Consider the following 14775-nt stretch of genomic DNA (forward strand, 5'->3'; position numbering starts at 1 on the left):
CACACGCCCGGACACCAGAAAACCCGCATCGGCCGATGCGGGTTTTTTTGTGCCCGGGCGCAGCCTTCCCGGGCCTGGATGGCCGGTCGAACACCTTCCCCTCGTGAAATCCCCCAACAGGAGCTCCGCCATGTGTTCGATCTTCGGAATCTTCGGCCTGCAGGCCGGTGACGATCTTCCCGCCCTGCGCCGGCACGCGCTGGAACTGTCGCAGCGCCAGCGCCACCGTGGCCCGGACTGGAGCGGCGTGTACCTGGACGAAGGCGCATTGCTGGTCCACGAGCGGCTGGCCATCGTCGATCCGGCCGGCGGCTCGCAACCGCTGCTGTCTGCCGACGGCCAGCTGGCGCTGGCGGTGAACGGCGAAATCTACAACCACCAGCAACTGAAGGCCGCGCTGACCACCGCCTACGACTTCCAGACCGGCTCGGACTGCGAAGTGATCAACGCGCTGTACCGCCAGGGCGGATCGCCGGCGCAGTGGCTGGAGCAGCTCAACGGCATCTTCGCCTTTGCGCTGTGGGACCGTGACAGCGGCCGCGTGCTGGTGGCGCGCGACCCGGTCGGCGTGGTGCCGCTGTACTGGGGCCACGATGCGCAGGGGCGCCTGCGCGTGGCTTCGGAGATGAAGGCGCTGGTCGATTCCTGCGCCGATGTCGCGCAGTTCCCGCCGGGCCACTATTTCGACAGCGCCAGTGGTGAACTGGTGCGCTACTACCAGCAGCCGTGGCGTGAGTATGCGGATGTGCAGGGCCGCCAGGCCGACCTCGCCGAACTGCGGCAGGCCTTCGAGCACGCCGTGGAGCGCCAGCTGATGAGCGACGTGCCGTATGGCGTACTGCTGTCCGGTGGTCTGGATTCATCGCTGGTGGCCGCCGTGGCCGCACGCTACGCGCGCCGTCGCATCGAGGACGGCGGGCAGACCGAAGCCTGGTGGCCGCGCCTGCACTCGTTCGCGATCGGGCTGAAGGGATCCCCCGATCTGGCCGCTGCCGCGGTTGCTGCCGAAGCGCTGGGTACTGTGCACCACGGGTTCGAATACACCTTCGAAGAAGGCCTGGACGTGCTGCCGGAAGTGATCCGCCACATCGAAACCTACGACGTCACCACCATCCGCGCGTCGACGCCGATGTTCCTGCTGGCGCGGCGGATCAAGGCGATGGGCGTGAAGATGGTGCTGTCCGGCGAAGGCAGCGACGAGATCTTCGGTGGTTACCTGTACTTCCACAAGGCGCCGGATGCGCGCGAATTCCACGACGAGCTGGTGCGCAAGCTCGACGCCCTGCACAACTACGATTGCCTGCGTGCCAACAAATCGATGATGGCCTGGGGCGTGGAGCCGCGCGTGCCGTTCCTGGATCGTGAATTCCTCGACGTGGCGATGCGCTTCGATGCCGCGCACAAGATGGTCGGTGCCGGGTTCGGTGGCCGTCGCATCGAGAAGGCGGTGCTGCGCGAGGCGTTCGATGGCTACCTGCCGGACAGCATCCTGTGGCGGCAGAAGGAGCAGTTCAGCGATGGCGTCGGCTACGGCTGGATCGATGGGCTGAAGGCGCATGCCGAAGCGCAGGTGAGCGATCGTGTGCTGGCGGCCGCCGACAAGCGCTTCCCGCACAACCCGCCGCAGACCAAGGAGGCGTACTACTACCGCCACCTGTTCGAGCAGTTCTTCCCGAGCCGCGCGGCGGCCGAGACCGTGCCGGGCGGCAAATCGATTGCCTGTTCCTCGCCGGCGGCGATCGCCTGGGATGCCAGCTTCGCGGCGGCGGCCGACCCTTCCGGACGCGCGATCGCCGGCGTGCACGAACAAGCCCTGGCGTAATGCTTCCGCCAGGCATGGCCCGGCGCTACCGAGCGATGGTAGCGCCGGGCCATGACCGGCGAGCACAAGGAGGACTTAGTCCCCTCCGTCCCCTTTTTGCGACGTATCATCGGCGCCCTGCACATTGGGGAATGTTCATGGACGTACCGCGCGGTAGCCAACGGCCGCCGATGAAGTGGGGATGGCGCTATCTGGCATGGGCCGCGCTGCCCTTGCTTGCCGGTGTACTGCTGGCACGCTTCGCTGGCCCTGCTGCACCCGCTGCGGTTGCCCGCGCTACGGCTGTGGCAGAGGGCGGCTGGGCGCAGCATCTGGCCTCGCCGCTGGGCCTGTTCCTGCTGCAGTTGCTGGTGCTGTTGCTGGTGGCCAAGGGGGCGGGCGCACTGCTGAAGCGGCTGGGCCAGCCGGCGGTGATCGGCGAGATGGCGGCCGGCCTGATGATGGGCCCGTTGGTGCTGGGCAGCGTGCTGCCGCAGCTGCATGGGGCGCTGTTCCCGGGCAGTTCGCTGGGGCCGCTGGGCATGCTCAGCCAGCTGGGCGTGCTGATGTTCCTGCTGGTGGCCGGTGCCGAGCTGGATCTGGCTGCGCTGCGCGGGCGACGGCGTTTTGCGTTCACGGTCAGCCATGCCGGCATCGCGGTGCCGTTCGTGCTCGGCATCGCGCTGGCGATCTGGCTGTACCCGCAGCACGGCCCCGAAGGTGTGGGCTTCACTGCGTTCGCGCTGTTCGTCGGCATCTCGATGAGCATCACCGCGTTCCCGGTGCTGCTGCGCATCCTCGCCGACCGTGGCATCACCCAGACATCGCTGGGCCAGACCGCCATCGCCTGCGCCGCCTTGGGCGACGCCACCGCGTGGTGCCTGCTGGCGCTGATCGTTGCCGCGGCCCAGGCGAGTGGCTGGCTGCCGGCCAGCCTCAACCTGCTGTGCGTGGTTGCGTTCGTGGCGTTGATGCTGGGGCTGGTGAAGCCCTGGTTCGCCCGCCAGCAGATCGCGCCGGGACGCGAAGGGCGCTGGCTGCTGGGCATCCTGCTGCTGTCGCTGGCCAGTGCGCTGGTCACCGAGATGCTCGGCATCCATGCGCTGTTCGGTGCCTTTGCTGCGGGCGTGGCGGTGTCGTCCAACGTGCAGCTGCGCGAGCTGCTGATGGCCCGCGTCGAACCGTTCGTGGTGACGCTGCTGCTGCCGCTGTTCTTCGCCATGACCGGTCTGCGGATGCGCGCCGACGCATTGCAGGCCAGCGATATCGTGCTGTGCGCGGTGGTGATCGTGGTGGCCACGGCCGGCAAGCTGCTGGGCACCTTCAGTGCTGCGCGCAGTGCCGGCATGCCCACGCGTGAGGCATGGCGGTTGGGCGCGCTGATGAATACCCGCGGCCTGATGGAGCTGATCGTGCTCAACCTGGGCTACGAGCTGGGCCTGCTCGGTGACCGCCTGTTTGCGGTGCTGGTGATCATGGCGCTGGTGACCACGGCGATGACCGGGCCGCTGTTGAACCTGATCGAGCGGCGCTACCGTCGGTGATGGGGTCAGATCCCTTTTCCCTTGGAAAAGGGATCTGACCCCGGGTCTTCCGGGGTTGCCGGCCAGCGGCCGGCACTACCGCGCTGGCACCAGCGTCATGGTGTGCTGCGCCTTGCCGGGCAGGAACGGGGTCGGGCGGCCATGCACCCAGTCTTCGTGGCCGGCGCCCCAGTACGGAGACAGGGGATGCCCGCTCTGGCCGCCGGGCATGTGCACGATGCCGTCGGCCTCGTGGCCGGGCGATACCACCATGCGCTCGGAAGCACCGAAGTTCGGCGTCTGCACCCGCGGCATGTCGCGGTCACCAGGCAGGCGGTCGGCCGGCATGCACAGCCAGCGCTTGGCGAACTCCGGCAGCGCGCGTGCGATCGGATGGCAGATTGCCGCGGTATTGCGTTCCCCCCACGTGCGCTTGGCCAGTGGGCCTTGCCTGGAGAGCTCGGCTTCCGTGCGACGTGCTGCATCGATCAGCAGCGCATCCCAGCTGTCGAACGCTGGCGGCAGCAGGTTGGCCGGGCGCTGCTGCAGCATCGGCCAGGCCACGCCTTCCAGCTGCGCCAGGCGCGGATCGAGGTAGTCCTCACCCAGCTGCGCATTGGCCGGTGCCAGCAGCGCATCGGACAGCGTCTCCATCACCTGCGTGCGGAACTCGCGCACCACCCGGTAGCTGACCGAGTTGGCGGAAGCGCGCCCGCCCCACTGATGGCTGACCGCCTTCAATCGCTTCAGCGCGGGATCGTCACTGCGTTCGATGACGTCGTGCAGCAGTGCCCACCAGCGCTGCAGGAACACCGCGCGGTCGTCGAGCTGGATCGCAAGCAGGTCGTGTTCGTCGAAGCGCTCCTGGATCGCCAGCAGGTCGCGGATCTGCCGCGCACGAGCGCCGAGGTCATAACCACCGTTGCCGACACTGGCCAGTGCCTCGCCGTCGAGGACGCGGCCGTTGGCGGTCCACAGGCGATGGTTGGGTGGGTCGATCAGTGCCGGCGAGGCATCGCTGCGGATCGGCCAGGGGGCGCAGTCCTGGTTGCTGGTGGCCGTGAAGCCGGCCGGTGCACAGCCCGGACCGCGGTCCGGGCGGGCGCCGATCAGGCGCCAGGCGATGCGTCCGCTGCGGTCGCCGACCACCAGGTTCTGCGCGGGAATGCCGGCGTGGTCGGCGAACCGCAGGGCCGCGTCCAGATCGCCAGCGCGGGCGAGGTCACTGAAGTCCAGCCGTACCGCGCCCGGCAGATGGGCGACCCAGCGCAGCGCGTCGCTGCGGCCATCGGCATGGGTGTGCAGGATCGGGCCCCAGGCGGTTTCGCGCACCGGGAACACCACGTCGGCCCGGCCGGCTACGGTGATGCGTTCTTCATGTACGGTCGCGGCGGCGTTGGCCGGTTCAGTCCGGTAGTCCGCCGTGTCGATGTAGCTGTTGGTGAAGCCCCAGGCCACGTGCCCGTTGCTGCCGACGATCACGGCCGGCAGGCCGGGCAGCGAGAAGCCGGTGACGTCGACCTGGCCGCCGGCAGCCTGCGGGTCGGGGTAGCGCAGGCGCACGCGGAACCACAGGCCCGGTGCGCGCAGGCCCAGGTGCATGTCGTCGGCGACGATAGCGCGGCCATCGGCGGTAAGCGCCCCCGCCACCGCGAAGTTGTTGCTGCCGACAGCGTCCACCTCTTCCTGCGCGGTGCCGGATTTTCCCTTCAATGTGTGCAGGTCGAGCTGGCTGGCATCGGGGAGCGTGGCGTTGCCGGTCGGTTCGCCGAACAGCGGTGCATCCCATTCGGTGCCGTCGTGGGCGATCAGCGCGTACAGCGCGGACGGCACCACTGCGCGGATGCGGCTCAGTGCAAGCTCGGTCTGGTTGCCCGGGTCCTGCAGGTCGGCGTACATGGCCAGCCCGGTCAGCACGCTGTCGCTGGCCTTCCACGGTTGCGGTGACTGCCGCAGCAGCAGGTAGGCCCACGGGCGCACGGAGAGATCGGCCAGGCCTTCATTGACCCCACCGACGTAGGCGCTCACGGCTTCGATGTTGTCGCCCAGTGCAGCCTGCATGTTCGCCTCGGTGCGCGCGCGCAGCCGATGCACGCGCATGCGCTTGTCGGCGTCGATGGCCTTCGGCCCGAACAGCGCCGACAGCTCACCGGCGGCACTGCGGCGCATCAGGTCCATTTCGAAATAACGTTCCTGCGCATGCACGCGACCCAATGCGCGCATCGCGTCGGCCTGGCTGGCGGCGGTGATGGTCACCACGCCCAGCGCATCGCGTTCGAGGGTGACCGGCTTGGCCAGCCCCGGCAGCGCATGCTCGCCGTCCAGGTCGGCCAGGCTGCCGCGCAGCAGCAGCCACAGCACCAGGGCGGTGACCAGGACGATGGCGATCAATACGCCCAGCACCCAACGCCATGTACGTCGCATCGCACGTCCTTTCCGAACTCGTGGGCCGATTGTAGCCGCAGGCGCAACTGCGACTGATTCCGATTAGATCACCGTATTCTGAAATGCGGCACCCTATGCCACATCGATTCACAGGAGCCCCCCCATGAAAGGCAACCCGGACGTCATCGCCTGTCTGAAGGAACTGCTGCGCGGCGAGCTCGCTGCCCGCGACCAGTACTTCATCCATTCCCGCCGCTACGAGGATCAGGGCCTGTTCGCGCTGTACGAACGCCTGAACCACGAGATGGAAGAGGAAACCCAGCACGCCGATGCGCTGCTGCGCCGGATCCTGTTCCTGGGCGGCGACCCGGACATGCGCCCGCATGCCACCGAGCCGGGCAAGACTGTGGAAGAGATGCTGCAGAAGGATCTCGACACTGAATACGCCGTTCGGAACAATCTCGCCGCCGGCATGAAGCTGTGCGAGGAGAACGGCGACTACGTGAGCCGCGACATCCTGCTGGCGCAGCTGAAGGACACCGAAGAAGACCACGCCTGGTGGCTGGAACAGCAGCTCGGCCTGATCAAGCGCATCGGCCTGGAGCTGTACCAGCTGAGCAAGATCGACGGCAGCGGCGCCCCGGCGCACTGAGCCGGCACCGCTCTCTGTAGAGCCGGGCCATGCTCGGCTGCTTTGGATCCGAGTCGAGCATGGCTCGACTCTACAACGTTCTGTCGCCCGCCAGCACCGGCGCACCGCCCGCCAGCCTTCGCTCGCCAGCTGCTCCACCGCCCGCCAGCCGACAACGAAAAAGCCGGGGATTGCCCCGGCTTTTTCGTGTCTGATCCCCGGCAAGGCGTGTCAACCAAGGTTGACACCCACCAGGGCAGGGCCCCAGCCCTTATTCCACCGACAACCCTTCCACCTTCTGCCAGCCGCGCGGCAGCAGGTGGCCACGGGTGGCGCGGGCGCCGAGGTAGGCGTCGAGCTCGTTGAACTTCAGCCCCATCGTGCGCTGGCCACTGCGCACCTGCAGGGTCTGCCCCGGGCTGATCGCCACGATGGCGACCACGCGTTCGGTGGCGAGCTTGGCCTTCGGGATCTCGATGATCTTGTTGCCCTTGCCCTTGTCCAGTTCCGGCAGGTCGTTGGCGGCGATCGCCAGCAGGTTGCCCGAGCTGGTCACCGCCACGATGCGGTCGGTGGCCACGTTGGCGAGCACCGACGGAGTGAGCACCGACGAGCCGGACGACAGATTCAGCATCGCCTTGCCGGCCTTGTTGCGACCGATCAGGTTCTCGAAGCGGGTGACGAAGCCATAGCCATGACTGGAGGCCAGCACGAAGCGGGCCTCCGGCTCGGCACTGGCCAGGGTCACGAAGCTGGTGCCCGGCGCCGGCGAGAAGCGGCCGGTCAGCGGTTCGCCATTGCCACGCGCGGAGGGCAGGGTGTGCACCGGCGTCGAGTAGGCGCGGCCCTCGCTGTCGAGGAACGCGACCTGCTGGGTGCTGCGCGCGCGCACCGCGCCCTGCAGTCCGTCGCCTTCGCGGTAGGACAGGGCCGATGCATCGACGTCGTGGCCCTTGGCGGCACGGATCCAGCCCTTCTCCGACAGCACCACGGTCATCGGCTCGCTCGGCACCAGCTCGGTCTCATCGATGGCCTGCGCGGCCTGGCGCTGCACCAGCGGCGAACGGCGTGCGTCGCCGAACTTCTTGGCGTCGGCGGTCAGTTCGTCGCGGATCAGCTTCTTCAGCTTGGCCTTGCTGTCGAGGATGCCGAGGATCTTCTCGCGCTCCTTGGCCAGCTCGTCCTGCTCGCCGCGGATCTTCATCTCCTCCAGGCGGGCCAGCTGCTTCAGCTTGGTTTCCAGGATGTACTCGGCCTGTTCCTCGGACAGGCCGAAGCGCGCGATCAGCGCCGCCTTCGGTTCGTCCTCGGTACGGATGATGTGGATCACCTCGTCCAGGTTGAGGAAGGCGATCAGCAGGCCTTCCAGCAGGTGCAGGCGGCGCTCGACCTTCTGCAGGCGGTGCTGCAGGCGGCGGGTGACGGTGTTGCTGCGGAAGGTCAGCCATTCGCTGAGCAGCATCTTCAGGTTCTTCACCTGCGGACGGCCGTCCAGCCCGATCACGTTGAGGTTGACGCGGTAGCTGCGCTCCATGTCCGTGGTGGCGAACAGGTGGCCCATCAGCTGCTCGGCGTCGACGCGGTTGGAACGCGGCACCAGCACCACGCGCACCGGGTTGGCGTGGTCGGATTCATCGCGGATGTCTTCCAGCCACGGCAGCTTCTTGGCGCGCATCTGCGCGGCAATCTGCTCGATCACCTTCGACGGCGACACCTGGAACGGCAGCGCCGTCACCACGATGTTGTTGGCTTCCTTGGTGAAGGTCGCACGCGCACGCACGCTGCCGTTGCCGGTCTCGTACATGTTCCGCAGATCGTTGGCCGCGGTGATGATCTCGGCGCTGGACGGGTAGTCCGGGCCCTGCACGTGCTCGCACAGGTCGCGCACGGTCGCATCGGGGTTGTCCAGCAGGTGCAGCAGCGCGCTGACAATCTCGTTGAGATTGTGCGGCGGTACGTCGGTGGCCATGCCGACGGCGATGCCGGTGGTGCCGTTCAGCAGCAGGTGCGGCAGCCGCGCCGGCATCCAGGTCGGTTCCTGCAGGGTGCCGTCGAAGTTCGGCGCCCAGTCGGTGGTGCCCTGGCCCAGCTCGCCCAGCAGCACTTCGGCGATCGGGGTCAGCTTGGATTCGGTGTAACGCATCGCCGCGAACGACTTCGGGTCGTCGCTGGAGCCGAAGTTGCCCTGGCCCTCGATCAGCGGGTAGCGGTACGAGAACGGCTGCGCCATCAGCACCAGCGCCTCGTAGCACGCGCTGTCGCCGTGCGGGTGGTACTTACCGATGACGTCACCGACGGTGCGCGCGGACTTCTTCGGCTTGGACGCGGCATTCAGGCCCAGCTCGCTCATCGAATAGATGATGCGGCGCTGCACTGGCTTCAGGCCGTCGCCGATGAACGGCAGGGCGCGGTCCAGGACCACGTACATCGAGTAATCGAGGTAGGCGCGTTCGGCGTACTCGCGCAGCGGCAGTTGTTCGAATCCGTGGAACACGGGGCGGGCAAGTTCGGTCATGCGGCGTTGTTACCTGTTGTCGGGAGGCGGCGACGGCGGTCGCCGCTCGCAATCCTGTGATTATCCGGATGCGGCGGGGGATGCCAAGCCGCGCGCAGGGTCCAGCCCGGTTTCCAGGCCATGCCCGGCCCGCGCCAGGTAGCGCCCGGGCGGCAGCCCGAAGTGGCGGCGGAACACGGTGACGAAGGCGCTGGCGCTGCTGAAGCCCAGTGCGTGGGCGATGTCGGCCACGCTGCGGCCATCGGTCAACTGGCGCAGGGCTTCGGAGAGCCGGGCCTGCTGCCGCCACTGGGCGAAGCTGAGCGTGGTCTCGTCGCGGAAGTGGCGGGTGAGGCTGCGCGGCGACAGGCCGGCCCAGTGCGCCCATTCGGCCAGGCTGCGCTCGTCGGACGGGTCGGCCAGCAGCTGCGAGGCGATCTTCAGCAGGCGCCGGTCATGCGGCATCGGCAGGTGCATGCGCTGGCGCGGCGCAGTGCGGATCTCGTCCAGCAGCACGTCGATGATGTGCTGGCGCTCGGGCGTGGTGTCGTAGCCCAGCGGCCATTCGCAGATGCGGTCGGCCAGCGCCTGCGCCAGCTTGGACAGGCCCAGCACGCAGGGATCGGCGGGCAGGGTGGCGCAGGCCGGTGCGGCCAGCGCCATGCCCCAGCCACGCAGCGGACCGTCCAGGGTCACCGTATGCGGCTCCAGCGGCGGCATCCAGCCGGCCGAGCCCGGCGCCAGCGACCACGTCCCGTGCGAGGTGCGGGTGGTCAGCAGGCCGCGTTCGACGCAGATCAGCTGGGCGCGCTGGTGGTGGTGCCAGTCCACTTCCCGGACCAGGCCGAGGGGGCTGTCGAAGCGGAAGGCGACCACCGGCGGGCCGTCGTTGCGCTCGAACCAGTCCAGTGCGTCGTCACGCAGCAGGCGTTTCGGAGGGGGGATTTCTGCCTTGTTCATCATATCCGCTGGCTGAAATGTGTCATCCATTGGCTTAATTGTACTACCGGGCCAGCTGAGCGGGCCATTAAGGTGTGCGCCGTCACTGATCCAGCCCACTGCTGCAACACAGCATTCGATGCCAGATCAAATATTTCCATTGAGAAATATTTTTTTTGGAAGAGAATGCTCCCCCATGATCTGTCCTGCAACCACTCCCCCCAGCTTCGGCCTGCTGCTGCGCCAGGTGCGCGACGGCCTGGTCCGGCAACTCGACGCGTCCATGGCCGAAGAAGATCTGGGTATCGGCTTCACCCACTACATCGGGCTGAAGGTGCTTTCGCACATGGCCCCGTGCACCGCCAACGAGCTGGCCCAGGCCATCGACCAGGTGCCCAGCGCGGTCACCCGCCTGCTGGACAAGCTGGAGGCGCTGGGCTGCGTCCGCCGCGAACCGCATGCGCAGGACCGCCGCGCGCTGCAGATCGTGCTGACCGATGAAGGCCGCGCGTTGTGGGCGCGGCTGAAGCTGCGCGGCGACGCGGTGATGGATTACGCCTTGCGCGATCTTTCCACCGACGAGCGCACGCTGCTGCTGTCCCTCCTTACCCGAATCCGCGATTCACTGACGACCCCATGAACCCGATCCCGCATCCCACTCTCCGCCGGTCCGGGCGCGCGCTGCTGGTGTCAGCGCTGGCCCTGGCCCTGGCCGCCTGCGCCAGCAGCCGTGGCCTCACCCCGCAGGGCCACGTGCTAGACGTGGACAGCCTGCACAGCGAACGCACCCTGGCCGACACCGACCTGAGCGCCACCGGCTTCCCGGCGCAGGACTGGTGGAAGGCGCTGGGCGATGCGCAGCTGGACGCGCTGGTTGCCGAGGGCCTGGCCGGTCATCCGAGCCTGGACGCCGCCGACGCGCGCCTGCGCCAGGCCCAGGCCCAGGTCGGTACCGCGCGCGCTGACCAGCTGCCCAGCCTGTCGGTGTCCGGCGGCTACACTGGCCTGCGCCTGCCTGAGTCGATGGTCGGCAGCGAAATGGGTGGCCGCTACGGCGGCAGCAGCCAGGTCGCCTTCGACTTCAGCTACGGCGTGGACCTGTGGGGCGGCAAGCGCGCTGCCTGGGAAGCCGCCGTGGATGGTGCCCACGCCGCCACCGTCGAAGCCCAGGCCGCCCGCCTGAACCTGTCCACCGGCATCACCCAGGCCTATGCCGACCTGGCCTATGCGTGGCAGCTCAATGACGTGGCCGAGGAAGAGCTGACCCGTTCGCAGAAGTCGCTGGAGCTGACCCGCCAGCGCCGCAGTGCCGGCATCGACAGCGACCTGCAGGTGCGCCAGGCCGAGGCTCGCGTACCGGCCGCGCAGCAGCAGATGCAGGCCGCGCAGCAGCGCATCGACGCGGCCCGCACCGCACTGGCCGCGCTGGTCGGCAAGGGCCCGGACCGTGGCCTGTCGATCCAGCGCCCGCAACCGCTGAACCCGGTGGCACTGCAGCTGCCGGGCGTGCTGCCCAGCGAACTGCTGGGCCGTCGCCCCGACATCGTCGCCGCGCGCTGGCGCGTGGAAGCGGCCGACAAGCAGATCAAGGTGGCCAGGACCAAGTTCTACCCGAGCTTCAACCTGACCGCGCTGGCCGGCGTGGTCGCCCCGAACGTGGGCGACCTGCTGAAGAGCAGCTCCACCTTCGCCTACATCGGCCCGGCGCTGAGCCTGCCGATCTTCGAAGGCGGCAAGCTGCGTGCCAACCTGGCCAACACCGATGCGCAGTACGACCTGGCGGTGGCCAACTACAACCAGGCCGTACTCGACGCGCTGCGCGACGTGGCCGACCAGGTCAATGCGGTGCGCTCGCTGGCGCAGCAGGCGCACTCGCAGCAGCAGGCGGTGGACACCGCGCGCTCGGCCTTCGACCTGGCCCAGCAGCGCTACCGCGCCGGCATCGGCAGCTACCTGGACGTGCTGACCGCGCAATCCACGCTGTTGCAGTCGCAGCAGCAGCTGGCCGGCCTGCAGTCGCAGCAGGTGCAGTCCTCGGTGCGCCTGAGCAAGGCACTGGGTGGTGGTTTCCAGCCCGCCGACGCCGACCGCGCACCGATCGCCTCCCATTCCGATTCCTCGCATTCCTGAAGACCCCTGCCATGAGCCAGACCCAAGACACCGCGGCCCCGGCCGCCTCCAACCGCCGTGGCAACCTGCTGCGCGGCCTGTTCGTGATCGTCGTGCTGCTGCTTGCCGCGCTGGCGCTGTGGTACTTCATGTTCGGTCGTTGGTTCGAAGAGACCGACGATGCCTACGTGCAGGGCAACCAAGTGCAGATCACCCCGCTGGTGGCCGGTACCGTGGTCGCCATCAACGCCGATGACGGCATGCGCGTGGAGCGCGGCCAGCTGCTGGTGCAGCTGGACCCGTCCGACACCTCGGTGGCGCTGCAGCAGGCCGAAGCCAACCTGGCCAAGACCGTGCGCCAGACCCGTGGCCTGTACCGCAGCGTGGAAGGCGCGCAGGCGGACTTGAACGCGCGCCAGGTGACCCTGAAGCGCGTGCGTGATGACTTCGCCCGCCGCAAGGACCTGGCCGCCACCGGCGCCATCTCCAACGAAGAACTGGCCCACGCCCGCGATGAGCTGGCTGCGGCCGAAGCGGCCGTTGCCGGGTCGCGCGAGACCGTCGAACGCAACCGCGCGTTGGTCGACGACACCGTGATCGCCACCCAGCCGGACGTGCAGGCGGCAGCCGCGCAGCTGCGCCAGGCCTTCCTCAACAACGCCCGCGCCGGCATCGTCGCGCCGGTCACCGGCTACGTCGCCCGTCGTTCGGTGCAGGTCGGCCAGCGCGTGCAGCCGGGCAACGCGCTGATGGCGGTAGTGCCGACCGAGCAGATGTGGGTCGAGGCCAACTTCAAGGAAACCCAGCTGCGCCACATGCGCCTGGGCCAGGAAGTGGAGCTGAAGTCGGACCTGTATGCCGGTGACGTGAAGTACAAGGGCCGCATCCAGAGCCTGGGCCTGGGCACCGGTTCGGCGTTCTCGCTGCTGCCGGCGCAGAACGCCAGCGGCAACTGGATCAAGATCGTGCAGCGCGTGCCGGTGCGCATCGCCATCGATGCCAAGCAGCTGGCCGAACACCCGCTGCGCATCGGCCTGTCGATGAAGGCTGAAGTGAGCCTGCGCGACCAGAAGGGTGAAGTGCTGCCGAGCACCCCGGCCAAGGGCACGGTGTTCGACACCGACGTGTATGCCAAGCAGCTGCATGATGCCGACGAGGTGATCCACACGATCATCCAGGGCAACCTGCCGCAGCAGCAGGCGAAGGCGGGCTGAGGTCGCCATGTCCGCACAAGCTCCAGCCGCGCCCGGCGCTCCGGGCGCACCGGCGGCGCCGGGAGCGGCCTCCGGATTCCTGCCGCCCAGCGTCGCCCTGTGCACCGTGGGCCTGGCGATGGCGTCGTTCATGCAGGTGCTCGACACCACCATCGCCAACGTCTCGCTGCCGACCATCGCCGGTAATCTCGGCGCCAGTTCGCAGCAGGCGACGTGGGTCATCACCTCATTCGCGGTCAGCACGGCCATCGCGCTGCCGCTGACCGGCTGGCTCAGCCGCCGCTTCGGCGAACGCAAGCTGTTCGTCTGGGCCACGCTGGCCTTCGTCATCACCTCGCTGCTGTGCGGCCTGGCCCAGAGCATGGGCATGCTGGTGCTGTCACGCGCGCTGCAGGGCTTCGTGGCCGGCCCGATGTATCCGATCACGCAGTCGCTGCTGGTCTCGATCTATCCACGCGAGAAGCGCGGGCAGGCGCTGGCGCTGCTGGCGATGATCACGGTGGTGGCGCCGATCTGCGGCCCGATCCTCGGTGGCTGGATCACCGACAACTACAGTTGGGAGTGGATCTTCCTGATCAACGTGCCGCTGGGCATCTTTGCCGCGCTGGTGGTGGGCAACCAGTTGAAGGGGCGCCCGGAGCAGATCGAGAAGCCGAAGATGGACTATGTCGGCCTGGCCACCCTGGTGATCGGTGTCGGCGCGCTGCAGCTGGTGCTCGATCTGGGCAATGACGAGGACTGGTTCTCGTCGATGAAGATCGTGGTGCTGGCCTGCGTGGCAGTGGTGACGCTGACGGTCTTCCTGATCTGGGAGCTGACCGACAAGGATCCGATCGTCGACCTCAAGCTGTTCCGGCATCGAAACTTCCGCGCAGGCACGCTGGCGATGGTGGTGGCCTATGCGGCGTTCTTCAGCGTGGCGCTGCTGATCCCGCAGTGGCTGCAGCGTGACATGGGCTACACCGCGATCTGGGCGGGCCTGGCGACCGCGCCGATCGGTATCCTGCCAGTGATCATGACCCCGTTCGTGGGCAAGTACGCATCGCGCTTCGACATGCGCATGCTGGCCACGATCGCCTTCATCGTGCTGTCGATGACCAGCTTCCTGCGCTCGAACTTCAACCTGCAGGTGGACTACATGCACGTGGCCGGCGTGCAGCTGATCATGGGCATCGGCGTGGCGCTGTTCTTCATGCCGGTGCTGCAGATCCTGCTGTCGGACCTGGATGGCCGCGAGATCGCGGCGGGTTCCGGCCTGGCCACCTTCCTGCGTACGCTGGGCGGCAGCTTCGCAGCATCGCTGACCACGTGGCTGTGGGCGCGTCGTACCCAGGTGCACCATGCGGATCTGACCGAGCACATCTCGGCCTATCAGCCGGGCATGCAGGACCAGGTGACCGCGATGGGGCAGGGCAACCTGCAGAACGGTGCAGCGGTGCTGAACAACATGATCAACCACCAGGCTTCGCAGATGGGCTTCAACGACATCTTCTTCCTGCTGGGCTGGATCTTCCTGGCGATCATCACGTTCCTGTGGCTGGCCAAACCACCGTTCGGCGCGGGTGCGGGTGCGGCGTCTGCCGGCGGCCATTGATCGATCATTGCCGTTGAAATGCAAGAACCCCGCCGCAAGGCGGGGTTTTTGTTTGAGGGGTGTCGTGGCGGCCGTCACACCTGAA

9 protein-coding genes and 1 pseudogene are annotated in these 14775 nt (G+C 67.9%); 7 read left to right on the plus strand and 3 right to left on the minus strand.

The window, feature by feature from the left end; translation table 11 throughout:
* Positions 1 to 130 precede the first annotated feature (130 nt).
* Both asnB and QRO91_RS05715 read left to right on the plus strand, forming a co-directional pair.
* The gene (asnB, locus tag QRO91_RS05710) at positions 131 to 1822 is read left to right on the plus strand and encodes an asparagine synthase B (protein WP_049427311.1); all 1692 of its coding nucleotides are present in this window, start codon (positions 131 to 133) and stop codon (positions 1820 to 1822) included.
* A gap of 131 nt (positions 1823 to 1953) precedes the next feature.
* On the plus strand, positions 1954 to 3345 hold the full coding sequence (locus QRO91_RS05715) for a cation:proton antiporter (RefSeq protein ID WP_197619998.1): 1392 nt from the start codon (positions 1954 to 1956) through the stop codon (positions 3343 to 3345).
* A 75-nt stretch (positions 3346 to 3420) separates the two neighbouring features.
* Here the strand turns inward: QRO91_RS05715 and QRO91_RS05720 are convergent, their stop codons facing one another.
* Positions 3421 to 5748 (minus strand): penicillin acylase family protein, encoded by a 2328-nt coding sequence (locus QRO91_RS05720; RefSeq protein WP_197619999.1) that lies wholly within the window; start codon positions 5746 to 5748, stop codon positions 3421 to 3423.
* Between the two features lie 124 nt (positions 5749 to 5872).
* On the opposite strand from QRO91_RS05720, the gene bfr reads away from it, so the two are divergent.
* Positions 5873 to 6361, plus strand: a complete 489-nt coding sequence (bfr, locus tag QRO91_RS05725; protein WP_049429558.1) for a bacterioferritin — start codon at positions 5873 to 5875, stop codon at positions 6359 to 6361.
* Between the two features lie 250 nt (positions 6362 to 6611).
* On the opposite strand, the gene parC is transcribed toward bfr, so the two are convergent.
* Together parC and QRO91_RS05735 are read right to left on the minus strand one after the other, a co-directional pair.
* Positions 6612 to 8855 carry a DNA topoisomerase IV subunit A gene (gene parC / locus QRO91_RS05730; RefSeq protein WP_049429559.1) on the minus strand — a complete coding sequence of 748 codons (2244 nt, stop codon included), beginning with the start codon at positions 8853 to 8855 and terminating at the stop codon, positions 6612 to 6614.
* Between the two features lie 60 nt (positions 8856 to 8915).
* Complete coding sequence (locus tag QRO91_RS05735) at positions 8916 to 9797, minus strand: AraC family transcriptional regulator (RefSeq protein WP_180849161.1); 882 nt, start codon at positions 9795 to 9797, stop codon at positions 8916 to 8918.
* A gap of 172 nt (positions 9798 to 9969) precedes the next feature.
* Between QRO91_RS05735 and emrR the strand changes: the two genes are divergently transcribed.
* The 4 genes and pseudogenes from emrR to emrB all read left to right on the plus strand — a co-directional run bounded on the left by emrR (position 9970) and on the right by emrB (position 14690).
* Positions 9970 to 10413 (plus strand): multidrug efflux system transcriptional regulator EmrR, encoded by a 444-nt coding sequence (gene emrR / locus QRO91_RS05740; RefSeq protein WP_049429561.1) that lies wholly within the window; start codon positions 9970 to 9972, stop codon positions 10411 to 10413.
* Positions 10410 to 11780, plus strand: a pseudogene (gene emrC / locus QRO91_RS05745) (multidrug efflux transporter outer membrane subunit EmrC); the annotation flags it as partial. The gene emrR and the pseudogene emrC, both read left to right, overlap by 4 nt.
* Complete coding sequence (locus QRO91_RS05750; RefSeq protein WP_336621512.1) at positions 11747 to 13096, plus strand: biotin/lipoyl-binding protein; 1350 nt, start codon at positions 11747 to 11749, stop codon at positions 13094 to 13096. The pseudogene emrC and the gene QRO91_RS05750, both read left to right, overlap by 34 nt.
* Positions 13097 to 13103: 7 nt before the next feature.
* Positions 13104 to 14690 carry a multidrug efflux MFS transporter permease subunit EmrB gene (gene emrB, locus QRO91_RS05755; protein WP_197620001.1) on the plus strand — a complete coding sequence of 529 codons (1587 nt, stop codon included), beginning with the start codon at positions 13104 to 13106 and terminating at the stop codon, positions 14688 to 14690.
* Positions 14691 to 14775: the final 85 nt, after the last annotated feature.

This window comes from Stenotrophomonas maltophilia group sp. Smal32 (assembly GCF_030237085.1).
GTDB classification, from domain to species: Bacteria; Pseudomonadota; Gammaproteobacteria; order Xanthomonadales; family Xanthomonadaceae; genus Stenotrophomonas; species Stenotrophomonas maltophilia_Q.